The organism is Roseovarius pacificus, assembly GCF_900142665.1.
GTDB lineage: Bacteria > Pseudomonadota > Alphaproteobacteria > Rhodobacterales > Rhodobacteraceae > Roseovarius > Roseovarius pacificus.
On the sequence record NZ_FRBR01000003.1, the window covers coordinates 125,735 to 147,757 of the forward strand.

The 22,023-nt window shown below is 60.7% G+C and carries 22 protein-coding genes; 4 read left to right on the plus strand and 18 right to left on the minus strand.

Annotated features, from left to right (window positions below; genetic code table 11):
- Positions 1–182 precede the first annotated feature (182 nt).
- The 5 genes from BUB53_RS08010 to BUB53_RS08030 form a co-directional block, all read right to left on the minus strand.
- Positions 183–839: an ATP-binding cassette domain-containing protein gene (locus BUB53_RS08010; protein ID WP_073034193.1), complete on the minus strand. Its 657-nt coding sequence runs from the start codon at positions 837–839 to the stop codon at positions 183–185.
- The gene (locus BUB53_RS08015) at positions 839–1,582 is read right to left on the minus strand and encodes an ABC transporter ATP-binding protein (protein WP_200797787.1); all 744 of its coding nucleotides are present in this window, start codon (positions 1,580–1,582) and stop codon (positions 839–841) included. Before BUB53_RS08015 ends, BUB53_RS08010 begins: the two co-directional genes overlap by 1 nt.
- On the minus strand, positions 1,582–2,538 hold the full coding sequence (locus BUB53_RS08020) for a branched-chain amino acid ABC transporter permease (RefSeq protein ID WP_073034195.1): 957 nt from the start codon (positions 2,536–2,538) through the stop codon (positions 1,582–1,584). Before BUB53_RS08020 ends, BUB53_RS08015 begins: the two co-directional genes overlap by 1 nt.
- On the minus strand, positions 2,538–3,437 hold the full coding sequence (locus BUB53_RS08025) for a branched-chain amino acid ABC transporter permease (RefSeq protein WP_073034196.1): 900 nt from the start codon (positions 3,435–3,437) through the stop codon (positions 2,538–2,540). Before BUB53_RS08025 ends, BUB53_RS08020 begins: the two co-directional genes overlap by 1 nt.
- An 84-nt stretch (positions 3,438–3,521) precedes the next feature.
- Positions 3,522–4,814 (minus strand): ABC transporter substrate-binding protein, encoded by a 1,293-nt coding sequence (locus BUB53_RS08030; RefSeq protein ID WP_073034197.1) that lies wholly within the window; start codon positions 4,812–4,814, stop codon positions 3,522–3,524.
- A 224-nt stretch (positions 4,815–5,038) separates the two neighbouring features.
- On the opposite strand from BUB53_RS08030, the gene BUB53_RS08035 reads away from it, so the two are divergent.
- The gene (locus tag BUB53_RS08035) at positions 5,039–5,722 is read left to right on the plus strand and encodes a DUF2848 domain-containing protein (protein WP_073034198.1); all 684 of its coding nucleotides are present in this window, start codon (positions 5,039–5,041) and stop codon (positions 5,720–5,722) included.
- A gap of 44 nt (positions 5,723–5,766) precedes the next feature.
- Positions 5,767–6,435, plus strand: coding sequence for a GntR family transcriptional regulator (locus BUB53_RS08040; protein WP_159437778.1), 669 nt, complete (start codon positions 5,767–5,769; stop codon positions 6,433–6,435).
- Here BUB53_RS08040 and BUB53_RS08045 read toward each other — a convergent pair whose 3' ends face one another.
- The 8 genes from BUB53_RS08045 to BUB53_RS08080 all read right to left on the minus strand — a co-directional run bounded on the left by BUB53_RS08045 (position 6,436) and on the right by BUB53_RS08080 (position 14,005).
- Positions 6,436–7,770: an amidase gene (locus tag BUB53_RS08045; protein ID WP_073034199.1), complete on the minus strand. Its 1,335-nt coding sequence runs from the start codon at positions 7,768–7,770 to the stop codon at positions 6,436–6,438. It abuts the gene before it with no gap.
- Positions 7,767–8,153, minus strand: a complete 387-nt coding sequence (locus BUB53_RS08050) for a cupin domain-containing protein (RefSeq protein ID WP_073034200.1) — start codon at positions 8,151–8,153, stop codon at positions 7,767–7,769. The genes BUB53_RS08045 and BUB53_RS08050 overlap by 4 nt, the downstream gene beginning before the upstream one ends.
- 5 nt (positions 8,154–8,158) lie before the next feature.
- Positions 8,159–9,646: a 4-hydroxyphenylacetate 3-hydroxylase family protein gene (locus tag BUB53_RS08055; protein WP_073034201.1), complete on the minus strand. Its 1,488-nt coding sequence runs from the start codon at positions 9,644–9,646 to the stop codon at positions 8,159–8,161.
- A 17-nt stretch (positions 9,647–9,663) separates the two neighbouring features.
- Positions 9,664–10,188, minus strand: a complete 525-nt coding sequence (locus BUB53_RS08060; RefSeq protein ID WP_073034202.1) for a flavin reductase family protein — start codon at positions 10,186–10,188, stop codon at positions 9,664–9,666.
- Positions 10,185–10,703 carry a MarR family winged helix-turn-helix transcriptional regulator gene (locus BUB53_RS08065; RefSeq protein WP_200797788.1) on the minus strand — a complete coding sequence of 173 codons (519 nt, stop codon included), beginning with the start codon at positions 10,701–10,703 and terminating at the stop codon, positions 10,185–10,187. The genes BUB53_RS08060 and BUB53_RS08065 overlap by 4 nt, the downstream gene beginning before the upstream one ends.
- A gap of 290 nt (positions 10,704–10,993) precedes the next feature.
- Positions 10,994–12,238, minus strand: a complete 1,245-nt coding sequence (locus BUB53_RS08070; RefSeq protein WP_073034204.1) for a PqqD family protein — start codon at positions 12,236–12,238, stop codon at positions 10,994–10,996.
- Between the two features lie 43 nt (positions 12,239–12,281).
- Positions 12,282–12,578: a hypothetical protein gene (locus BUB53_RS08075; RefSeq protein WP_073034205.1), complete on the minus strand. Its 297-nt coding sequence runs from the start codon at positions 12,576–12,578 to the stop codon at positions 12,282–12,284.
- 74 nt (positions 12,579–12,652) lie between these two features.
- The gene (locus BUB53_RS08080; RefSeq protein ID WP_073034206.1) at positions 12,653–14,005 is read right to left on the minus strand and encodes a S8 family serine peptidase; all 1,353 of its coding nucleotides are present in this window, start codon (positions 14,003–14,005) and stop codon (positions 12,653–12,655) included.
- 186 nt (positions 14,006–14,191) lie between these two features.
- Here BUB53_RS08080 and BUB53_RS08085 point away from each other — a divergent pair, with 186 nt between their 5' ends.
- Together BUB53_RS08085 and BUB53_RS08090 are read left to right on the plus strand one after the other, a co-directional pair.
- Positions 14,192–14,716, plus strand: a complete 525-nt coding sequence (locus BUB53_RS08085; protein ID WP_073034207.1) for an RNA polymerase sigma factor — start codon at positions 14,192–14,194, stop codon at positions 14,714–14,716.
- A complete protein-coding gene (locus BUB53_RS08090; RefSeq protein ID WP_073034208.1) occupies positions 14,713–15,417 on the plus strand; it encodes an anti-sigma factor family protein in 705 nt (234 codons plus the stop codon). The genes BUB53_RS08085 and BUB53_RS08090 overlap by 4 nt, the downstream gene beginning before the upstream one ends.
- Before the next feature lie 274 nt (positions 15,418–15,691).
- Here BUB53_RS08090 and ribB read toward each other — a convergent pair whose 3' ends face one another.
- The 5 genes from ribB to BUB53_RS08115 all read right to left on the minus strand — a co-directional run bounded on the left by ribB (position 15,692) and on the right by BUB53_RS08115 (position 22,010).
- A complete protein-coding gene (ribB, locus tag BUB53_RS08095) occupies positions 15,692–16,858 on the minus strand; it encodes a 3,4-dihydroxy-2-butanone-4-phosphate synthase (RefSeq protein ID WP_229709507.1) in 1,167 nt (388 codons plus the stop codon).
- A gap of 119 nt (positions 16,859–16,977) precedes the next feature.
- A complete protein-coding gene (locus BUB53_RS08100; protein ID WP_073034209.1) occupies positions 16,978–18,543 on the minus strand; it encodes a class I adenylate-forming enzyme family protein in 1,566 nt (521 codons plus the stop codon).
- A 19-nt stretch (positions 18,544–18,562) separates the two neighbouring features.
- A complete protein-coding gene (locus tag BUB53_RS08105) occupies positions 18,563–19,681 on the minus strand; it encodes an LLM class flavin-dependent oxidoreductase (protein WP_084729007.1) in 1,119 nt (372 codons plus the stop codon).
- 18 nt (positions 19,682–19,699) lie between these two features.
- The gene (locus tag BUB53_RS08110) at positions 19,700–21,133 is read right to left on the minus strand and encodes an amidase family protein (RefSeq protein ID WP_073034211.1); all 1,434 of its coding nucleotides are present in this window, start codon (positions 21,131–21,133) and stop codon (positions 19,700–19,702) included.
- A 67-nt stretch (positions 21,134–21,200) separates the two neighbouring features.
- Positions 21,201–22,010 carry an enoyl-CoA hydratase/isomerase family protein gene (locus BUB53_RS08115; RefSeq protein ID WP_073034212.1) on the minus strand — a complete coding sequence of 270 codons (810 nt, stop codon included), beginning with the start codon at positions 22,008–22,010 and terminating at the stop codon, positions 21,201–21,203.
- Positions 22,011–22,023: the final 13 nt, after the last annotated feature.

Genomic DNA, 22,023 nt, shown 5'->3' on the forward strand with positions numbered 1-22,023 from the left:
ATCGTTGGGTTTATATGAGGTGCCTTTCGGCTGTCTGTGCAATTGGCGCGCTTGAAGCATGCGCTGCTCCACGGGTCGTCGGCATGAAACACGCGGCCAGTTTCCGTGACACACCCATACCGCCTCAGTTGGCACCGGGGCAATGAATGCCAGGCACATCGCCCCGGTGGCCGCACAGTCGCTCAGGCGGCGGTCAGGACACCGCGTTCGATCTGAAGCGTTTCGTCGGCGATTTCATCGAGCAGCTTGGGAGAGGATTCGGTGACAAGCAGCGCGATGTCCGGGCGGTGTTCGCGCAGTTTCGACAGCGTGCGCGCATATTCCAAAGCCAGCGCTGGGGCGAGGCCCTGAAACGGTTCGTCCAGGAACAAAACCTTGTCGGCGACCATCAGCGCCCGCCCAAGCGCCACCATCTTGCCTTGCCCCCCGGAAACGCCGCCGCCGGGCCGCTGGCGCAGCTTCCGAAGCTCGGGCAGAAGCTCGTAAACTTCTTCAAGTCTCCTTTTGCGTTCGCCTGCGGACATATTCAGCGCCAGCGCCGGCAGCAGGATGTTATCCTCGATGGAGAACTCCCCGATAAGCCGGCGGTCCTCGGGCGAATAGCCGATCCCGAGTTCCGCACGCGCATGGCTGGGCAGGTCATGAACCGGCTTGCCATCCAGATAGATCGAGCCCTTCTGACGCAGTAACAGACCCATGATTGCACGCAGGGTCGTCGTCTTGCCCGCCCCGTTGCGCCCGATCAATACGGTGCAGACTCCCGCCCGCAGGCTGAACCCCAACTCTCGCAGAACCTGCACGCCCGCGATCTCGACCGAAAGTTCCTTGACTTCAAGCATTACAGTGCCCCCACCACACTTTTCAGGACGCGCGGGTCTTTCATGACCGTGTCCGGGCGACCCTCGGCCATGACCTGGCCGGAATCCCAGACCACGACGCGGTCGGCATATTTTTCCACGATTTCCATGTCGTGTTCGACAAAGAGCGCGGTGATATTCTGCGCTCGCATCGCCTTCATAAGGGTATCCATGAGCGGAAAACGCTCAAGCGCGGAAACCCCGCTGGTCGGTTCGTCGAGCAAAAGAAGCCTGGGGCGCAGGGCCATTGCCACGGTCACATCCGCAAGCTTCCTGAGCCCCTCGGGCAACGTACCGGCAATCGTCTTGGCGTGCTCTTCGAGGCCCAGCAATTCGAGAAGTTCCATGGCCTCCTCGACATAGGCGGGGCGATTGAGCGGGGTCAGCGCCTCCCAGATGTTGCGATGCGCGGCAAGGGCCAGCATCACGTTCTCGATGACCGTATGATCAGTAAAGAGTTGCGGAATCTGGAAGGCCCGCGCGATCCCTTTGCGCGCGATCAGGCGCGGGGCCATGGCCGTGATTTTGCGATCTTCCAGCCAGACCGTGCCGGAACTCGGCCGCAGATATCCGGTGCAAAGATTGAGAAACGTCGTCTTGCCCGACCCGTTCGGCCCGATGATGGCCACGAACTCGCCCTCATGAATGGTGAGGTTGACACCATCCGCCGCCTTAACGCCCCCGAAGCTCACTTCGAGACCTTCTGCTTTCAGCAATGGTTTCATCACAGTTTCGGCTCCCCTTGGTGGTCCTTGATGCCGGACAGCTTTTCGACAAGCCCAAAGAGGCCACGCGGCAGGAAGAAGATCACGACAAGCAGGGTGATCCCGACGATCATGTTCCAGGCCTCGGCAAAGTATCCGACCGCCGCCGTGTGAACGACCTCGAGAAAGATCGAGCCCAGCAAAGGCCCTGCAATCCCGGCGATCCCGCCCAGAACGGCGGTCAGAACGAAGTGGCCGCTTTCCGTCCAGAAGGCGTATTCCGGCAGGACGTGCCCGATCGACGTGGCGGCGATGGCCCCGCCCAGACCGGCAAGCGCAGCGGAAATGCCATATCCGACAAGAAGCGCCGACCATGCCGATACGCCAAGGTATTCAAGGCGAACCTCATTGGTGTGCACCGCCGACAACGCATGGCCGAGCGGGCTGTGTAGATACCGATGGACGAAGACCCCGACCACGACCACCAGCACCAAGGCGAGGTAATAGAGCAGGTTGTCGAAGGCAGCCTTGTCGAGCACTGCGCCGAATACTGTCGGGACAGGAACGCCGATCCCGTCAGTACCGCCGGTGATGCCATAAAACTTGGACACCAGCGAATAGGCGACCATCGAAACGGCCAGATTGAGCATCGCGAAAAAGATCGCCCGGTAGCGGACGAGGAACATGCCGACGATCAGACCGACGACCGTGGCCAGGACAGTCGAAAGCAGAAGGATCAGCAAGATATCGGTCACCCCCAGCCGCGTGGCGAGGAAAGCCGCGCCATAGGCGCCAGCGGCGAAGAACATCGCGTGTCCCAGGGAAATCAGGCCGGCCCGCAGAAGCAGCGCGACACCGAGCGCCGCGAACCCCTTGGCCATCGCAATGGTCAGAACGAACTGGATGGACGGGAACACCAGCGGCGCAAGCACCATGGCGACGAGACCGGTGGCGAGAATGATGTGAAATCTGGTCATCAGATCCTCCGCGTCGCGCCGCTGCCGAACAGCCCGTAGGGCCGCACGATCAAAACGACGAGCATGACAAGATAGGGCGCAACCGCATCGAGCGCGGGCGCGAAATAGATCGCCAGCACCTTGGCCATGGCGACGATGATCGACGCAAGCGCAGCACCTTCGACCTGCCCGAGTCCGCCGACGGCTGCCACGGCGAAGGCAAGTACCATCGTTTCCGCCCCGAGACCGGGCGACACTCCCGATGTCGGCGTCGCAAGGGCACCGCCCAGCGCCGCCAGGAAGACACCGATGGTAAACGCGATCACGAACATCTTGCCCGTGTCGATCCCCATCGCCTGCGACACCTCGCGGTCGGCAACGACCGCCGCAAGCAGCTTGCCGGTGCGCGAATAAGCGATGAACACCTTGAGGGCGATCAGCACGACAATGGCGAGCGCGATCAGCAGAAGCTGGTAGTTGAGGTACACAATCCCGCCGATCTGGCTGATCCCCAGCAGCGACATCGGCGTGTCCTGGTAGACGGACTGCACGCCAAACACCATGCGCTGTAGGTCTTCGAGAATGAGAAACAAGCCGAATGTCACCAGAACCTGCACGGCTTCGCTTTTGTCATAGGTCCAGCGCACAAGCGTTTTCTCGATCAACGGACCGAACAGCAGCGCCACGAAGGCCGCAGAGAGAAGCAGCGCCGGGAAGGTGAGCCATTCGGGCAGGCCTGCGGCGACGATCCACAAGCCGACGCTGGCCGCCACATAGGCACCGATGGAATACAAGCTCCCGTGGGCGACATTCAGGATGCGCAGGACGCTGAACACCAGGGTCAGCCCGACCGCCACGAAAAAGATGAGCGCGGCATTGGCAAGGGCGTCGACTAGCAGGGGGATTATTGTTTGTAGCATTCTTTTTACCTCAACTCGGGTAAATTCTGGCCGCAGGCGCAGACCCCGCAGCCTGCGCCACGGGGCCCGCTTCCATAAGTCGGCTTACTTGTAGCTGCCGGGGTCCGGCAGTTCATCGAAGATCGACGGGGACAGCGTGCCGATCCAGCCAAGCGGATCTTCCCCGAGCGGCGGCAGCAATGCCGCCCCGTCATAGCGCACCATGTTGCCCAGCACCGGATAGTCGATACCTTCGACCATCGTTGTCGTTCCGACGATCTGATCCACGATGCCGTCGTTATCCTCGCGGAAGCTCATTTCACCGGTCAGCGTTTCGATGCTGAGACCTTCCAGCGCGCCCGCCACCTGTTCATGCGTGGGCCAGGTGCCCCCGGTGGTTTCCAGCGCCTTTTCATAGGCGGCCTTCATGACGAGAAACGCATTGGCCATCTTCACCGCCGGAAAGACCGGGTCTTCTCCGAATTTCGCGTTATAGGTTGCGGCGAATTCACCGGCTTGCCCGATTTGTTCCGCATCCGGCGATCGCCACCAACCGTCACCAAGGACACCGACTATGACGCCTTCGGGCAGGTTGGATCGCTGAAGCACGGTTTCACCAAGCGCCAGAACCGTCTTGCTCTGGGCGAAAATCCCGCGTGGTTGCGCCTGACGGATGAAGTTCTCGAGGTCGCCACCCCAGAGGTTCGAAAAGATCACGTCGGGGCGGGCCGCCGCCAGGCGCGAAATCTCGGTTTGATAGCTCGACGATCCCAGCTTGGGAAACAGTTCCGCCACCACTTCGGTTTCCGGCTTCACCGCCTTGAGCGTCGCCTTGACGATCTCGGCAGCGTCATGGCCGAAGGAATAATCCGGGTTGATGATCGCCACACGCTTCACATCCGGGTTTTCATCGAGGAAATACAGCGTATAGGCCATGAACTCGGCAATGGTGTTGCCGTTCGGGCGATAGAAATAGTCGTGGCTTTCCTTGAAAAGCTGGTGCGTGTCGCAGTTCCAGCCCACCGTCGGCATCTGCAACTGGTCCGCAATCGGCGCAAGCGCCAGACAATTGCCGGAGGACAGCGCCGCGATCATGAAATCCGCCTCACCCTCGGCCAGACGCCGATATTCCGAGATCACGCCTTCCGCCCCTTGTGCTTCGTCCACGAAAGTGGCCGAGACCGGCACGCCGCCGATTCCGCCATCGGCATTGATCTGTTCGATCATGATCTCTGCGCCTTGCCGACCGGGCATGCCATAAGCGGCGGCAGGCCCCGACAGGAAGGTGAAGACGCCGATATCGAGACTTTCCGGCTTGTCCTGCGCCATCGCGGATGTCGCCAGCGTTGTCAGAGCGGTGGCCGCAACGGCCAGGGCTTTCAGTCTGAAGTGTTGCATTTGGGTTCCCTGTTCTGCTTTTCGTCTTTGGTTTCGCCGCGCTTTCTTCGAGGAGCCGACTGGATCAGCCCGGCGAGCTCCAAATAAAAACGCTTGTGATATATCACATAATGATTGTAAAACTGATCCTGTCAAGACGGATTCCGAACCGACCGGGTCAAAGCGCCCAAAATCGAGCCCGGCGTCCGAAAATCCATCAACCTGCAAAGGAAAAGGAACTCTCCATGACGATTTCTTTGAATATCGTTTCCAACGGTGCCGAGGCTTCGCTGACCCTTGATGCGAATCAACTGGTCATCGCCGGATGGGCCGGGCGCGACAAAGCCGCGATGGAACATCACATCCGTGAACTCGAAGAGCTCGGGGTTCCTCGCCCCAAGGAAACGCCGACATTCTACCGTGTTGCGTCAAGCCGCCTGACAACCGATCCGGCGATCCAGGCATCGGGCGATGCATCGAGCGGCGAGGTCGAACCCGTGATCGTTGCCAGCGGCGGCAAGCTTTTTGTCGGCATCGGCTCGGACCATACCGACCGTCAGCTCGAAACCCATGGCGTGGCCTTCTCGAAACAGATTTGCGACAAACCGGTTTCGACCACTCTTTGGCCTTACGAAGAAGTGGTCGATCACTGGGACCAGCTGATCATGCGCAGCTACATCGTTGAAGACGGCAAATCCGTGCTTTATCAGGAAGGCACGCTTGACGGTCTGCTGCACCCCGAAGACACCATGGCCAGGCTGACCGGCGAAACCCCGCTCGAAGATGGCACCGTTCTGTTCTGCGGCACGGTTCCGGCGCTCGGGGGAATTCGCCCGGCCCCGCGTTTCATGGCGGAATTGGTGGACCCTGTCCTTTCCCGCAAGATATCGCTACGCTATGATATCGAAGTCCTCCCCGTTGCCGGTTGAGCAGCCCAATTGTTGAATGAATTTCGGTAGACACGATGAACGACATGCACGCTGCCAAAGCCGAGCGGACGAAACGCGTCTCTCTGAAATCACAGGCCTATGAAACCCTGAAACGACGCATTCTCAATTGCGAGCTGAAACCCGGCGCGGCCGTCACGGTGGCCGACCTCGCAGTCGATCTCGGCATGGGCCGGATGCCGGTTCTTCAGGCTGTCGAGCGGCTCACGCTCGATGGCCTGGTCGAGGTCATGCCGCGCAAGGGCGTCGTGGTTTCGCCGGTCTCCCTGGACGATCTCGTCGAAATCAACGAGGTTCGCCTGCTGAACGAGGTGCAGGCCGCCCGCTGGGCCGCCGAGCGGGCGACCAAGACCCAGATTCAGGCGCTGCGCACAAACCTTACACGAATGAAAGAGGCCCTCTCGGCGCGGGACGTGGCGGACATGATCGCACTCGACAGTGAATTCCACGCGCTCATCAGCGAAGCCGCCGGGAACTCGATCCTCGCGGAACTGCTTGCCAACCTGCACGACCGGTCACAGCGCTTCTGGACATTGTCGCTCAAAGTGCCCGGCCACAACGATCTGGTGTGCGAGCAACACGCGGTGATCATCGACGCCATCGCGACAGGCGACCCCGACAAGGCCGAAACCGCGATCCGCGACCATATCAATGCGTTCCAGTCGAACATCGTAGACGAGGTGCTGCGCCGCTGATCAACGGCGCAACGCCTTTTCCACACTCCGGGCCATCGCGAACAGGCGGCGATCCTCCATCGTTTCGCCCATCAGCATGAATCCGATGGGCAGACCGTCGACCGGCAGCGGCAAGGATATCGCACATCGGTCAAGGATGTTGGCGACAGTCGTATTGCGCAGGGCAAGCAGGTTGGCCGCACCGAATGCGTCGTCATCCTCCATTTCGGCAAATGTCGGCGCTTCCATGGCCACCGTGGGCATCAGCAGCGCATCGAACGGCTCGGTCGCCAGATCGGCGCGGGCAATCATCTTGCGCCGCGCTTCGATCAGGTCGTCATACTCTCCGGGCCGCTGCGTTTCGCCTTTCCGGATGCGGGCACTGACGCGCGGATCGTACTCCGCCTCGTTTTGCGCCAGCATCTCCTTGTGAACCGCCCAGGCCTCTGCCGCGATGATCCCGCCACGGGCATTCAGGCCGGGCAGGTCATCGAGGTCTTCCAGCCTGATCCGTGAAATTTGCGCGCCCGCCTGGCTCAGCGTCCTCAACGCGGTATCGAATGCCGATGCGACCCCCGGCGACAGATCGTCGAGAACGTAATTGTCCAACACGGCCAACCGAAGGTCGGACAGGTCCGGGGCCGTCACGACCGGTCCGCTCTCTCCCGCAAGAATTCCGTCGAACAATTCGCAGCATGTCACTCTGCGCCCGATCGAGCCGATTGAATCGAACGACGCGGACAAGGGGAATGTCCCCTCCATCGGTATGCGCCTTGCCGTCGGCTTGAAGCCCGTCAGGCCGCAAAACGCCGCAGGGATCCGACAAGAGCCGCCCGTATCCGTCCCCAGCCCGACCGCCGCCATACCAGCGGCCACGGACACCGCCGCACCGGACGACGATCCGCCCGGAATACGGCTCCGGTCCACCGGGTTCGCCGGGGTTCCGTAATGCGGGTTCAACCCCAACCCGGAATAGGCGAACTCCGTCATATTGGTATGACCCATGATGACCATGCCCGCCGCGCGCAAGCGCCCGACAACAGCGGCATCCGCCTTGGCCGGCGCAGCGGATGCCAGCACACGCGACCCGGCAATCGTCACCCGTCCGGTAATGTCGAACAGGTTCTTGATCGAAACCGGAATACCGGCAAGTGCAGACGGGGCCGCGCCCCTTGACCGCAACTCATCCTGTAGCTGTGCTTGCGAAAAGCTGCGCTCGGGGTCGATCATGGTAAAGGCGCGCGCGCCCTCGCCCGCGGTGTCGAGGATACGGTCCAGACAGGCCGAGGTCAGGGCGAGGCTCGTGACCTCACCCTCCCCCAGTTTCTTAGACAACTCGGCGACGGGGTCCATCATGCGGTTTCGTCGAAATAATGGATTTCCATCAACACGCATCCGCCCTCGGACTTGAACGGCCCATGATAGGCGCCGGGGGGACGGCAGGCATAGGTGTGCGGATCGTAGGATTCCCCGCCCTCGCCATTCTCATCGTTCCCCACGGTCAGATCGCCCTCGACGAGATAGACCTCTTCCCAGTAGTCATGGACAAACGGGGCGGTGGTGAACACGCCGGGCTCGAAGCGCAAAAGGCGTGTGCGGTTGCCCGTTTTGTTCACCTCGTCCAGTTCACCCGCCAGAATCTTCTGCTGGATGCCTTTCGGGTAACCCGGCGGCGTGTGCCAGCCTTCGGTTCCCATGTCGATGGCATAGAATTCCTTGTGTTCCTTGTTGATCGTCATCTTCTTTACTCCGCAGCGGTGGAAAATTTGGCCAGCTCGTCCTCGAGCCCGTAGCTGTCGAGCATCCTGTCAACCAGACCGGTACACCGGTCCCAGTCGAAGGTGCGGAATGCATGGCCCTTGGTCACAAAGGTCGCGCCCGCATAGAACATCTCGTACTGGCTGTGGCGCGAGGCGAATTCCGATCCGACCGCATCCCATGCCAGCTTGAAGAACTTCACACGGCCTTCCGAGGTTGTCGTCGGTGACTGCTGGGTTTTTCCGATCATCTCACGGACTTCGGGATTGGCGAAATCGGCAATCGACGACGGTAGCATGATCATCCCGCCCCCCGCGAGGTCGCGCAGGGTGGTATTGACCGTTCCATAAAGCTGCTGGGTCAGGACCTGCGCCGCATAGAGCGTATGACCGTCGGGGATGAAGTATTCCCCATGATGTCTGCCCTTCACTTCCATCGCATGCACCAGCGCATCGACCATCGCGCATTGCGAGGCAAGCTGCCCGAGCGTTTCCCGAACCTGAGGGAACCCGATCACGCCATTCGTCTCAGCCGTCTTGCGCGCGATCCCCAGCAGGAAACGCATCTTGACCATGAGCCTGATCTGCGCCTGATAGTTCTGGTAAACATGCGCCGGCGTCGCGTGAAACTGCTTGCTGCACATGGCGGTGTCCTGATTGACGAACACCCGCTCCCAAGGCACTTTCACATCGTCGAAATACAGGACGGCGTCGTTCTCGTCGAAGCGGCTGGCCAGAGGGTTGTCGAATACGCTCTTGGCAGAAGCTTCGTAAGAGGTCCGAGACAGGATCTTGAGCCCCTTGGCGTTCATCGGAATGGTGAACGAGATCGCGTAGGGTTCCTCGCCTTCCTTCAGCGGCTGGATGCAAGTCACGAAGACCTCGTTGGCAAGGATACCCCCGGTCGCCAGCATCTTCGCGCCGCGAATGGTCAGGCCCTCGCTGTCCTGATCGACGACGCCCGCAGTCAGAAACGGGTCCTGCTGCTCGTTCGCCCCTTTTGAGCGGTCCGCCTGCGGGTTGATGATCACATAGGTGAGATAGAGCTCGTTGTCGCGGGCGTAGCGATAGTAATCGGCCAAAGCACCGGCGCGGTCCTTGTCATAGGCCTCGAATGTCTCGAGCCCCATATACATCCCCGCGATGCACGACGCCACATGGTCCGGCGCGCGCCCGAGAAACCCGCCGTGAAGCTCGGTCCAGGCTTCCAGCGCCTTGCGCCGCTCGACCAGATCGGCATGCGATTTCGGCAATTGCCAGATCCTGTTCGCCCGCTCACCGCCGGACCCCTCGATTTCGAAGGTCATGAGGTCGCGGTTTTCCTGGGACGACTGGAAATCATAGAGGTTCGCCACCGACGCGACCGCATTCCTGAATGCCGGATGCTCTGTCGGGTCGTTGACTTCAGCCCCGTCTATGAAAATCTGCCGTCCGTCACGGAGGCTTTGCGTGTGCTGCTTGCCAGTCTTGAGCATAATGAACTCCTGTTGGGTCAGTAGTGAATGGCCAGCGGCCAGTCAGTTTCCATTGGCTCGCCCAGTTTCAGGGTCGCATAGCGGCCCTTTGCAAAGACGAGCGGATACCGGTCGGCGTCTGTACGATGACGCTCGACCCGCGCGATGAAGAGTCGGTGATCCCCGCCGTCGATCACGCGCTCGGCGGCACAGACGAAAACGGCGGAGACCCCGGACAGAAGCGGCGCATCGTATTCGCCGGGGCGGCAATCCACGCCCTCCCACTTGTTGCCGGGTCTCGCGAACCGGTTCGAGAGATCGGTCTGTTCCTGAGACAGAACATGGATCGCGTATCCTTCGGCGCGCTCCCACAGCGGGAGCCCGTTCGCACGCTTGTCGATCGAGAACAGCACCAACGGCGGATCGAGGGATAGCGAATTGAACGAACTCATCGTCATCCCGAGTTTTTCGCCATCGACGCTGCAGGTCACGATGCACACGCCGGTCGGGAACGCACCAAACGCATTTCGCAGCGCCTTCTGATCTTCGACGGATACGGTCATGACATTCCTCCATCCGGCGGCAGGAGATAGTCGGCCATAAGAAGAGCCCGTTCCGCGCTCCCCCTCAAATCCGCCGACAACGCCTGCAACAGTTCGAAATTCCCCGCATCTACGGGCTCGAACAATTGATCGTTGATCTCGGCCTGCACTTTGGCCAGCGAGGCCAGCAGGGCGATACCACGGTCGGTCACACTCAGCCGCACGCGCCTGCGATCTTCGGGATGGGGCACCTTGTTCAGGATACCCAGCTTGGCAAGCTTGTTGGTCTCTGCCGTCACGAAGGCCGCGGAATGCGCCAGATGTTCGGCAACGGCCCCAACCCCGACCCCGTCCGCCCCCTGAAGCTGCCGGGTGGTGATCAGAATGGTATATTGCGGGCCGGAAAGGCCGATATAGGCGCCGAACCTGCTTCTGATCTGTTCGAGCCGCGCTGAAAAGGCGAGCAGGTTGTGCAACATTTTGCGAAACGCCAGATCGCTGCCATCTTCAAGCAAATCGTCCCGCGTTACAGTCAAAAGGTGTTTTGTCTGCTTTTCCGACATTAGTTCAATTCACAACTCTTGTGATATATTACATAGCATCGTGAAGTAACTTAACTAATATGTCAAAATATTATTTTAACGTGAAAACATTGACTTAAAGAAATATCGCGCTCGGAATGCAGAAAACCGGCCCCGACGCCCAGACGACAATTCCTGCCTGACAGAGCGTTATACCGCGCGCTGCAAAGTTCTGCGTCTGGCATCTCCGGATACGCATGACCCCTCCGATAAGCAGGCAATATCCCGCAAAGAAGGAACCCCGTTCAAATCTGTTCCGTACCGTCCTGTATCGGGCCGGTGTCGTGCAGAACGACAAGACCCGCCTGCCGCATCTGCCCCAGAAGCGCGGACACATCCGCCCCGATGGCATCGGGTGCGACATCGGTAAAGACCTCGCGCAATGTCGCAACGATTTCCCAACCGGTCACCGGGTTTTCAAGCAAGGCCCAGACCCCGGCCCCCACAGGATTGAGGCTGAAGAAATTGCGCCCGTCCATTTGCCACAGAAACGTGTCGGTTCCGATCTGGCGGTCACTGACATCCCCCGCCCGGGCAAAGAGGCCGTCAAGATCGGCCGGCTCTCCTTCCCCGTCCGGGTCTTCAGGGGGAAAAGCCGCACCGATATCCAGATCTGCCGCGGGAATGGCCGGAGCCTCGAACGCGGCCCGGATCAGCGCCACCGCCTCTTCCAGATCCGAATAGACCAGGTGGAAGCAGGTCAGGCCCTCGGCCATTGCGGCAACCCGATCGTAATGCGCCTTGGCCTCGCCCGGATCGGCGATGTTCTGACGGATGAGACAGGCTGCGGCCTTTGCGGGTTCCATTCGGTGAAACCGCGCCGGGCCGCCATCCCGACGCGACAGCACGACCAGCGCCGCCAGCGGCGCGCGCGTGCCATGTGGTGCCTGGGTCGGGATCGAAACATAACCGTAGCGACGGTCATGCACCGTAAGGCTGCGCGAAACGTAATCGCCAAAACCGGGCGCCACCGTATCGGGCAACGGCAGGCGCAGCCGCGGCTGGATTCCAAGCGCGACCGCCTTGCCATCGGTGCCGATGGGCAGGACATCGTCGCAAAACAGCTCGAAATCCGGCTCGATCCCCAGCCGCGCGACCAGCGTGGTCTTGCCCGCCCGATACGTGCCCGTGAACGCGATCAGATGTCCCCCGATCCGCACCGCACCGCAATGCAACCCGAAAATGCCTGGCCGCGCATCCAGATAGGACTGGGTGATATCGGCCACCGCCCCACAGGTCGCTCCGGCCAGACCCAGATCGGTCAACGGGTGCTGCCCCCACCGCGACCGGAAACTGAAACTGCCGTCCTCGTGCTGCCGGATGGTGGTTACAGGCGTTGCGCCCTCCACCGGCCCGTGTACCATAGTTCCCGTCCAGGCGGGCATGACCGTTTCAAGAGTTCTGCACAACATGTCGCTGTCATGCAGTTCGATCACATGTGGCGCATCCGGAAAGGTCAGCGTCGCAACACGTGGCTGAGGGGCGCGCATCGAGCGTGCCCCTCCGTGAGTGATTTCCCGGCCTGTCGGCATCTCAGTATCGGATGCCGAGATCGCGCATCGCGCCGCGCACGGCTTGGCCAAGGCCCCGTCCGCGCCCCGACCGACGACCGCCACCCGATGCACCTGAACCGCCTCGACCGCCGCCCGACCCACCTGAGCCACCGGACCCGCCCGAGCCACCGGCGCCGCTCCCACCGCCGGACCCACCCGAAGCGTGGGCGGCACTGAGGTGCATCATCACCGGCGCGACATAAGCCGCGCCCGTTGCCAAACCAAGCCGCGCCAGCATGCGGCGGCGGGAAATGTTGATATCGTTGTTGTCAGCCATCGGTTTACTCCTTTTCGGTTTCCGTCGGCCACGTCCCGATGCGGCCTTGTAAGGAAAACGAAACCGCGGCAGTTTTAATCCCCGGCAACCGGAAAAAGTTGCGGATCGTCCGCGAAACACTGCCCCGGCGCGGCGACAAGGCCATGCCCGAAAACCGGATCATGCCCGGCATCCCCCAGATCCTTCGCACAGCGGTTCATCTCATCCACGATCTGCTCCAGCGGAACGCCCGGCGCGCGCAGGCGCTGCACCGCCAGCGTGGCGGTCACGAAAGGCGCGGCATAGGAGGTGCCGGATTTCAGGCGCCCCCCGGAAACCGATGCGGCAGCCCAGATACGGACACCGGGCGCGGCAAAGTTGATATAACCGCCCTGGTTGGCTTGCCTGTAAGCGCGCTCGTCCCGGTCGATGGCCGTCACGGCCAAGACCCGCTCGAAGGCGGCGGGATAGACCGGATCGGCCCCCGGCCCCTCGTTCCCGGCAGCGGCCACGACCGCGATGTCCTGTTCCGCCATGCGCTGCACCAGTTGCCCCAGAATCGCGTTGCGCGGGCCGGAAAAGCTCATATTGATGACGTTCACGTCGGCAGCGCCCAGAATGTCCACTGCCGAGGCCAGTGAAAAGACATCCGCCTGTTCGCCGTAATACCCGCGATGGAAGGCTTCGACCGCAACCAGCGTGGCATTGGGCAACAGCCCCGGCACGCGGTAATCCAGACGCCCCACCAGCATGGCCGCAATCGCGGTGCCGTGTTTTCTTCCGGCTTCTGCCCGATCCCCGAGATCGGCCTGATGCACGATCAGGTTCTGACCGGCGAGCGCCGGGTGGTCCTGATTGATACCGGTATCGACCATCCCGATGCGCGGCGCGTATATGCTTGGCCAGCCGGACCAGCCAATCATCTCATGCGCGGCGCAGCCGTCATCGTCGCAAAGAAACTCGTCAGCGGTGTAGATGTGGTTTTCGTCCACTGTCGCACCGGGCAAAAGCGCGACCAGTTGCGCGGTCCCGTCTTCCGGCGACACACCGGGAGGAAGACCCAACCTGTAAAGCGTACCGCCAAGCGTCGTGTTCGCGGCCTCTGCCCGCACGGTGTATCCGGCCTCCCGCACAGGGTCCGCCCCGGTGCCGACCGGCAGGAACAGAATGAGTTCGGGCGGCGGTGGCGGGGTTCGTTGCACCACACGCCGCCGCGTGCGGCGCACTCTTCTTCGCCGCAGAAACCGGCCGCCGCCCCCCGATCCGCCCGAGCCACCGACGCCACCGCTTCCTCCCGAGCCGCCACCGCCCGATCCCCCGCCCGAAGCATGCGCCATCCCCAGATGGGTAAGCGCGGGGGCCGTATAGGCTGTTGCCCCGGCAAGGCCGATCCGTGCCAGGAACTTCCTGCGCGTCAGGTCGGGGCCATCATCGTTTTGGTCGCTCATCGCCAATGATCCTGTGTTGCGGGCCGGAGCGCGTGCAAACGCATATTGTCTACATATAACGCACCGGCATCACGATTATTCCCGGCGAACGATATTTTTCTGCGATTTTGCGGAATAATTCCATCCGGCCCACGTTATACCCTCTGCAAGCCGCCTGAACGCGGCCCATTTGGCAGGACACCACCCGTGACCGACCCGGTGAGACAACAGATCGTCGACATGCTCCCGCGTTTGCGGGCATTTGCGCGATCCCTGGCCCCAAGCTGGGATCAGGCGGACGATCTCGTTCAGCAAACCGTCGAAAAGGGCCTCGGAAACCTGAGCAGGTTCACGCCCGGCACCCGGCTCGACAGTTGGTTGTTTCGGATCATGCGGAACACATGGATCGACACCCACAGGGCAACGCGCCCGGTTGTCGCCATCGACGACACCGATGCACCGTATGCCCTGATTGGCGAGGATGGCAGACAGGTCACCGAGGCCCGGCTGGAACTCGCGCGGGTGCGTACCGCGATGGACCGGCTGCCGCAGGATCAACGCGCGGTTCTGCTTCTGGTCTGCGTCGAGGGATTGCGCTACCGCGAAGTGGCCGAGATGCTGGACGTGCCACTTGGCACCGTGATGAGCCGGCTGGCAAGGGCACGCACCGCCCTGGCCAGCAACCTGGGGATAGCCGCCCCGGACACGCGCCGAAAAGGAGACGCGCGATGACCTCCCGAGAAACCGAACACGTGAGTGACGAAATGCTTATGGCCCTTGCAGACGGCGAACTGGATGACATGCAGGCCAGCGCCCTGCGCGCACGGGTCGAACGCGACGCCGACCTTGCCGCCCGTTACGCGATCTTCTCCGAAACCACCGCGGCGCTGCGGGCCGCCTTCGCACAGGACGAGATTCCCGAGCGGCTGATCGAAGCGGTCAACGCTCCGCACGGACAACACTCACCGGACGAGACTAACGTCGTGCCGTTGCGCCGCCGCATACTCGCCTGGCCGGTGGCGCTCGCGGCGGCCCTGTCAATCGGCATAGGGCTGGGCTGGAGCCTGAAAGGCGGCAACACGCCGGACGCCGCGACCAGCCTGAACGACGTGGCGCAGCTCTTGTCCGATACCCCCACCGGCGCGACATTGGATATCGAGAACATGGGCTCTGCCCGGGTGCTCGGCAGCTTCGAAACCGACCGTGGCCTGTGCAGGGTGATCGTCGTCGAAACCGCCGACACCGTTTCAAACCGCCTCGTCGCCTGCCGGGACACCGCCGGCTGGACCGTTGCACTGAGCATTTCGGCCCCGACAGGCGATGGCTACACTCCGGCCTCCGCCGCCGGAACCGAAATGATCGACCACTATCTCGACTCCATCGGCGCGGGGCCGGCGCTCGACCCACAAACCGAAGCCGATCACCTGCAATAGCTGATTGACGGTACGGGCGAGGGTGGAGGAACCGGCGGACGATGGTGGCCATTCCCCTCGTCTCCCGCCGATCACATGGTGGCGCGGCCTGCAAATGCGTGATCCATCGGAGCCGAATTGAAGGGTCACCATCGTCCGGCGGTATCGACCACCAGAGCAACGTCGTCAGATATGCCCACTCTGTCGAGTGCCCATGCTTCACACGAATGACCAGTCAATTCGCTTGCGGCGTTGTCTTAGCCGAAACCAGGTCGACTCTTTCTGACATCCCTTGTCAGACCATCACATTGCCCAGAATTCGTATACCAAAGCCGGAAACGCCCACGTATTTCTTTTGACTGGACGTGACCAGTCGCATGGATGACACGCCCAACTCCCGCAATATCTGTGCTCCAAGCCCGACCTCGCGCCATGCGTCCTGACGCGCAAGCGCTTGTGCATGATGCTCTTCGTCACCGGCAAAATCGCGCGCGCGGCCATCCTGACCAACCCCTGACGCCCCTTCGCGCAGATAGATGATGACACCACGGCCCTCTTCGACCATCTTGTTGGAGAGACGCGTAAGGAAGTCTTGCTTCTCGAACACATCGGTCAAAACGTTTTCGCGGTGCACCCGAACAAGTACGTCTTCACCATCGCCCAAATCACCATATACAATTGCAAGATGCTGGGTCGGCTCCCACGGCACCTTGAAGAAATGTGCGGTGGCCGGGCCCGCCACGGTATCTATGTCCAGCGTGTCCACCTTCTGAACCAGCACTTCGCTTTCCTGCCGATACCGGATCAGATCGCTCACCGAAACGACCTTGAGCCCATGCTGTTCGGCAAACAGGCTGATCTGCTCGTCGTGCATGACGCTCCCGTTATCGTTGACCAACTCGCAAATCACACCCACCGGCGGCAGCCCGGACATCACGCAAAGATCCACCGCGGCTTCCGTGTGGCCGGAACGGATCAGAACCCCCCCTTCCTTTGCAACCAGCGGAAAGACATGGCCCGGACGTACGAAATCCGACGCACCGGTATTCGCATTGGCGAGGTTACGTACCGCCAGGGTCCGGTCCTCGGCGGAAATACCAGTGGTCGTGCCGTGGCGAAAATCCACACTCACCGTAAAGGCGGTGGAGTGCGGCGCATCGTTATCTCTCACCATCTGCCCCAACTCAAAGCGCTTGGCTTCGCTCGCTGGCATCGGCGTACAGACAATACCGGAAGTATGACGCAGCATGAAGGCCATCTGCTCGGGTCTGCAGAAACATGCTGCCATGACCAGATCACCTTCATTTTCGCGCTCGTTGTCATCGGTCACGATTACCATCTCGCCGGCTTTGATTGCCGCGAGAGACTCCCGCACCCGATCAGCACTTGCATTCCCCGGCATCCTGCTGCCGACCGCCTCAGAACCTGCCACCGAAGCCCTGTTGTCAGTATCGTTGCTCATGCCTGTTCTTCCTTCTGTCTGCGCGGGCATTTGGCAACACCTTCGTCCGTACATCGCTAGCCCGGAGGAATTGTCGCAACCGCCCGTTTTCCCACTCGTCGCCCTCGCGGATTTAAACCTTATTCGCTGGCCTCGAGCTTGGCGTAGCGCTCGACCATCAAGTCGATCACGCTACGCTTGAGTATCTTGCCAGTGGCGCCTCTGGGCAAATCGTCCCATATCTCAATATTTTTCGGGATTTTGAAGTTGGCAATCTTGTTGCGACAGAAGTCTTTCAAAGCATCTCCGGAGCATTCCGCGCCCTCCCGCAGGGTCACGACTGCTTCAATCCTGTCGCCCCAACGGCTGTCGGGCACACCGAAAACGCACACTTCGCTGACAGCCTCGTGATCGGCCAGCACGTTTTCGATTTCGGTAGGATAAACATTATAGCCACCCGACTTCATGCGAAACTTCACGCGATCAGACAGATAGAGATAACCAAAATCGTCGACGCGGCCCAGATCACCGAGGCGCAGGTAATCTCCGACAAAGAGTTCCTTACTTTGTTCCGGATTGTTCCAGTACCCGGGGAAGGCTATGTCGCTGCGGATGACCACCTCGCCCAACTCCCCGGTGGGCACATCCCGATTGTCCTCGTCGATGATACGTACATCCACCCACGAGAGCGGACGCCCGGCAGAAGCGAGGATTTCCGGGCGTTCGTTCAGCCCGGTGATGTGATCGGAGGGCAACAGCATGTGGGACATGCCGAGAATCTCGGTGCAGCCATACATCTGGATGAAGTTACAATTGAAGGTCTGCATCGCCTGCCGGATCGTCGAGGGCGGCAACGGGGCCGCGCCGTAGCCCAGCAGCTTGAGCGACTTCACATCATATTTGTGCAAGTTCGGCTCGTTCAGCAGCGCCGCGAGCATCGTCGGTACCATCATGGTTTCGGTGACGCTGTGCTGCTCGATCAGAGAAAGCGTTTGTTCGGGATTCCAGGGCCCAACGATCACGGTTTTCGCCGCCAGAAAAACATTGCGCAGCATATGCATCATCGGCACACCTGCAGCCGGCATAGTGTGCAACCATACGGAATCGTGTGTCAGCCCTTCGTAGAGCGAGACATAGACGACCGCCTGAAGGAACTTGTCGTGCGGATAGACGGCGCCCTTCGGCAGGCCCGTGGACCCCGAAGTGTAAGCGATCATCGACAGTTCGTGCGGGGTATGCTCCAGTTCTCCGTCACCCATATGTCGCGCGATCAGGTCTTCGTAATCGTGCTTTGCCTTGTGCAACCCGCCGATACCGACAAGAAGCGGTGGATCTGCCATATCGGAGAGCTGGGCGCTGACCAGATCCATCAGATCCTGATACTCACCGCCATAAACCAGGATACGCGGTGTGGAATCCTTGATCAGCGCAGCGATCTCCGCCGCCGCGAGGCGCGTGTTGATGCCCACACGAATACCGCCGACCTTCGCCGCCGCCAGAAAGGTCTCGGGGATCTCGACGGAATCGTGGGTCAACACACCCACCCGGTCACCGGGGATCAACCCCAGTGCACGGTAGGCATGACCCAACGCATCCGTACGTCGATCCAGTTCTTTCCAGGTTACCTTGCGGTCCGTCGCAACATAGGCGTCTTTCTCTGCCCAATGTCGTCCGTTGCGACGAACGAGTTCACCAAATGTCGTCATTTCAATGTCTCCGAAAGTTTCACGCCTTGATCACGGCATCAGCGAACTCTTCGAGAATCGCCATCTCAACTTCCTGCGGAAAATACCCGACATGGTGCCAGACGAAGAACTCCTCGATCCCGTAGGTCTCTCTCAGGCGCCCGATATCGTCCTGCACCTTTTGCTTGCTCCCCCCCCAGATCCGGCCGACCGGCGCGTGATAGGGAGGCGCGTCATACGCAAAGCCCCAAAGTTCGCGAAACGCCTTTTCGAGATCTTCAGATTCCGCCGCATTCCGACCGAGCGTCAGATGCCCGCCCAAGCCCAGGGCATTGTCCGGGTTGAAAACCCTGCCCGCCTTCTCGGTTTCCTTCTGATACTCGTCCAGCATGATCGGAATGAACCGTTCAAACTCGTCGGAAACGAAGGCCACCATCTTCCCTCCTTCACGCGCCCAGAAGCGCACGGTTTCCATACTTTGGCTGAACGGCGCATAAATGGGTGGATGCGGGTCCTGATAGGGCCGTGGTGTGATACCGATTTCAAGCAATTGATTGTTCTCGTCGACCGCTGAGGCCCCGAACTTTTCGGTCGGCTGGAAACGCCATTCAGTGGGGTAAGGCACCTTCCAGAATTCACCCTGCACATTCGTGGTCTTCTTGGTCCAAAGCTCTTTCACAATGCGCCAGTTCTCATAGAAAATGGCGCGGTTGCGCTTGTCGGCTTCCGAACGGTCAGAATCCGTCGACGTGATATTGAGGTGTTGACCGAAAGTGTTGGTCCAGCGCGGCGTGTTCCCGCGCGAGAAACCGGCGAATGTGCGCCCTTTGGTGAACTGGTCGAGCATGGCAAGATCTTCGGCAAGCTTGATCGGATTGACCGCCGTGAGGTTCATACCCAGCTGGCCAACCTTCATCTTCTTGGTGTGCTGCGCGACAAGGAGATCCCACATGATCGGGTTTGTGGTACCTTCGATGCCTTCCACCTGCATGTGGTGTTCGCTCATGCTGAAGCCGTAATACCCAAGATCCTCGGCGAACTTGATCTGTTCGATCATCCGCTCCATCCGATCCTGAAAACGTCCTGTATCGGACCCGGCGAACTGCACATTCTCGTGGCGCCCGATGAAGTACGGGATTGCCATAACTACTACGCGCATTTTTTCACTCCTTACGTTTTAGTTGTCGCCTTGTTCCGCAGATCCAGCCATGGGCGAATTCGGGAATGGGCCCCAAATCTGTTCCGCCACCCATGCCATTTTCAGGCAGCCAAGATCGTCGTATCGCGGGCCGACTATTTGAAGCCCAATAGGCAAACCTCCGCCGGACAGGCCCGCGGGCACCGAAACCGAAGGCTGTTCAGTCAGATTGAAAATGAATGTGTTGGACCAACCCGCAAACATCTCGTCGGGATCATGGCCCGGAAGTTCCGCGTCGAAGGCCGGAATGGCGACCGACGGCAGCAATAGATAATCGCAATCCTGCATCAGTCGCATGGCACGGCTACGCGTTACTATCAGCCGGTCGGCATAGGCATGATAATCTACGGCCGACATCGAGCGCACGGGCGCTGTCCAGTCGTAGATGAACTCTCCGCGTTTTTGGTTCTCTTCGGGCAGCTGTGAAAGCTGGCTCAGGCAACGCAATCGATAGAACTGATCGCCCGCAACGTAATCCTTCGGTCCAAAAGGCGATTTGATCTCAATTAGCTCGGCACCGAGGCGCTTGGCCATCTCACGCGCTCTCGCCTCTACGATAGCCTGAACTTCCGGGTCCGGGTCGGGGCCAAAGCCAATGTCAAGCATCAGGCCAATCTTGCGCACGGCTGGACGCGCCTTGATCGCCTCGGCGTAATCGACAGGATCATACGGCAACGCGGTGAAGTCACGGGCGTCCGGGCGACTGATGATGGTCAGCATGTTCGCCACATCGTCGACGGTGCGAGCCATCGGGCCGGTCACGACAGCAGGGCTGTTCTGGAAGAAAAAGGGCACACGCCCGTAGGAGGGTTTGTGCCCCACAAGCCCACAGAAGGACGCCGGAAGGCGGATGGACCCCACGATATCGGAGCCCACCACCACTGGATGAATGCCGGCGGCCACCGCCGCCGCCGCACCCGAACTGGAGCCACCCGGCGTGCGCGAGGTATCCCAGGGGTTGCGAGTGGGGCCAAAGGCCGTGCTGTAACCCGAGGGCAGAAGACCGAAGTCGCACATCGTGGTACGACCGAGCGATACCGCCCCGGCTTCGCGCAGGCGGGCAACCGCGGGGGCATCGCTGTTTGACGGGCGCGTCAGCCCGTCGAAGGCGGACGAGCCGAAATGACGTGGATGACCGACAGCCTGAAGAGAATCCTTGTCGGAGGTGGGCACACCGTCAAGCTGGCTGAGTGGCGCACCGGCCTGCCAGCGCGTCTCCGACCGACGGGCCGCCTCGAGCGCACCCTCGTGATCGACACTGTAGAAGGCGTTGATCTCCGGGTTCAGACGCTCCAGTCGGCGTAGTGCGCTCTGGACCACGTCGACGGGCGACAGGGTACCGTTGCGATACATGGCGACCATGTCCAATGCGGTCAGCAACTCAAGGCTGTCGGCATCTCGTACTTCAGTCATATCGCTTTTGGCTCCCTGTCGTCTCTTGGGTCAGGCTATCGGCTTCTTTTGTCGTCCGGTTTTGCCTTTATTTCTTTGACGCCCCGATGAAGTCTGGTTCTCGCTTTTCCTTGATGCTGGCGAGGCCCTCCTTCATTTCCGGCCCGACAAAGCCGAGCGCCTCGTAGGCGAGGCCAGTATCGAAAATCGGGCCAGCCATCCGATACCAATTATTGAGGGTGTGCTTTGTCCAGTAGAGGGCGTTGGGTGCGCCCTTGGCAAGCTTCTCAGCCACCTCAATCGATTTCGCCTCGAGCTCGTCATCGGGCACACAAAGCGACACCAGGCCCAGACGCTCTGCCTCTTCGCCGCTCATGGGCTCGCAAAGCATCAGATAGTACTTGGCCTTGGCCATACCGCAGAGCAGAGGCCAGTTGATGACCGCATGATCGCCTGCCGCCACACCGATACGGGTATGGCCGTCGATAATCTTGGCTGAAGCGCCGGCAATCGGGATATCGGCCAGCAGGCCCGCTGCCAGGCCTGCCCCGACAGCCACACCGTTCAGTGCGGAAACGGTCGGTTTACTGCAGTTGATGATGTTATAAACGAGCTCGCGCGCTTCCTTGTTCACTTTGGCCAGCATGTTGTGATCGTTCATCATGGTCTCGACCATCGAGAAATCACCACCGGCAGAGAAAGCCTTGCCCTTGCCGGTCAGGATGACCGCGCCGATGTTTGGATCTTCGTCCACTTCACGCCAGACACGGGCCAGCTCGCTGTGGCCAACCGCATCGAGGCTGTTGCGGGTTTCCGGCTTGTTGATTGTGATCCGGAGCACCCGTTCGCTCGGATAATCGAATTCCAGGTAGGTGTAGTCACTGTAACGTTCGGTCACGAAAATTTCTCCC

What these genes read in the sequence shown, in the direction of transcription:
- BUB53_RS08030 (WP_073034197.1), bottom strand. Translation starts at nt 4,814, where the DNA reads ATGCAACACTTCAGACTGAAAGCCCTGGCCGTTGCGGCCACCGCTCTG.
- BUB53_RS08055 (WP_073034201.1), bottom strand. Translation starts at nt 9,646, where the DNA reads ATGCTCAAGACTGGCAAGCAGCACACGCAAAGCCTCCGTGACGGACGG.
- BUB53_RS08090 (WP_073034208.1), top strand. Translation starts at nt 14,713, where the DNA reads ATGACCTCCCGAGAAACCGAACACGTGAGTGACGAAATGCTTATGGCC.
- BUB53_RS08040 (WP_159437778.1), top strand. Translation starts at nt 5,767, where the DNA reads ATGCACGCTGCCAAAGCCGAGCGGACGAAACGCGTCTCTCTGAAATCA.
- BUB53_RS08050 (WP_073034200.1), bottom strand. Translation starts at nt 8,153, where the DNA reads ATGACGATCAACAAGGAACACAAGGAATTCTATGCCATCGACATGGGA.
- ribB (WP_229709507.1), bottom strand. Translation starts at nt 16,858, where the DNA reads ATGAGCAACGATACTGACAACAGGGCTTCGGTGGCAGGTTCTGAGGCG.
- BUB53_RS08035 (WP_073034198.1), top strand. Translation starts at nt 5,039, where the DNA reads ATGACGATTTCTTTGAATATCGTTTCCAACGGTGCCGAGGCTTCGCTG.
- BUB53_RS08025 (WP_073034196.1), bottom strand. Translation starts at nt 3,437, where the DNA reads ATGCTACAAACAATAATCCCCCTGCTAGTCGACGCCCTTGCCAATGCC.
- BUB53_RS08100 (WP_073034209.1), bottom strand. Translation starts at nt 18,543, where the DNA reads ATGACGACATTTGGTGAACTCGTTCGTCGCAACGGACGACATTGGGCA.
- BUB53_RS08080 (WP_073034206.1), bottom strand. Translation starts at nt 14,005, where the DNA reads ATGAGCGACCAAAACGATGATGGCCCCGACCTGACGCGCAGGAAGTTC.
- BUB53_RS08020 (WP_073034195.1), bottom strand. Translation starts at nt 2,538, where the DNA reads ATGACCAGATTTCACATCATTCTCGCCACCGGTCTCGTCGCCATGGTG.
- BUB53_RS08010 (WP_073034193.1), bottom strand. Translation starts at nt 839, where the DNA reads ATGCTTGAAGTCAAGGAACTTTCGGTCGAGATCGCGGGCGTGCAGGTT.
- BUB53_RS08045 (WP_073034199.1), bottom strand. Translation starts at nt 7,770, where the DNA reads ATGATGGACCCCGTCGCCGAGTTGTCTAAGAAACTGGGGGAGGGTGAG.
- BUB53_RS08060 (WP_073034202.1), bottom strand. Translation starts at nt 10,188, where the DNA reads ATGACCGTATCCGTCGAAGATCAGAAGGCGCTGCGAAATGCGTTTGGT.
- BUB53_RS08110 (WP_073034211.1), bottom strand. Translation starts at nt 21,133, where the DNA reads ATGACTGAAGTACGAGATGCCGACAGCCTTGAGTTGCTGACCGCATTG.
- BUB53_RS08075 (WP_073034205.1), bottom strand. Translation starts at nt 12,578, where the DNA reads ATGGCTGACAACAACGATATCAACATTTCCCGCCGCCGCATGCTGGCG.
- BUB53_RS08105 (WP_084729007.1), bottom strand. Translation starts at nt 19,681, where the DNA reads ATGCGCGTAGTAGTTATGGCAATCCCGTACTTCATCGGGCGCCACGAG.
- BUB53_RS08070 (WP_073034204.1), bottom strand. Translation starts at nt 12,238, where the DNA reads ATGCGCGCCCCTCAGCCACGTGTTGCGACGCTGACCTTTCCGGATGCG.
- BUB53_RS08015 (WP_200797787.1), bottom strand. Translation starts at nt 1,582, where the DNA reads ATGAAACCATTGCTGAAAGCAGAAGGTCTCGAAGTGAGCTTCGGGGGC.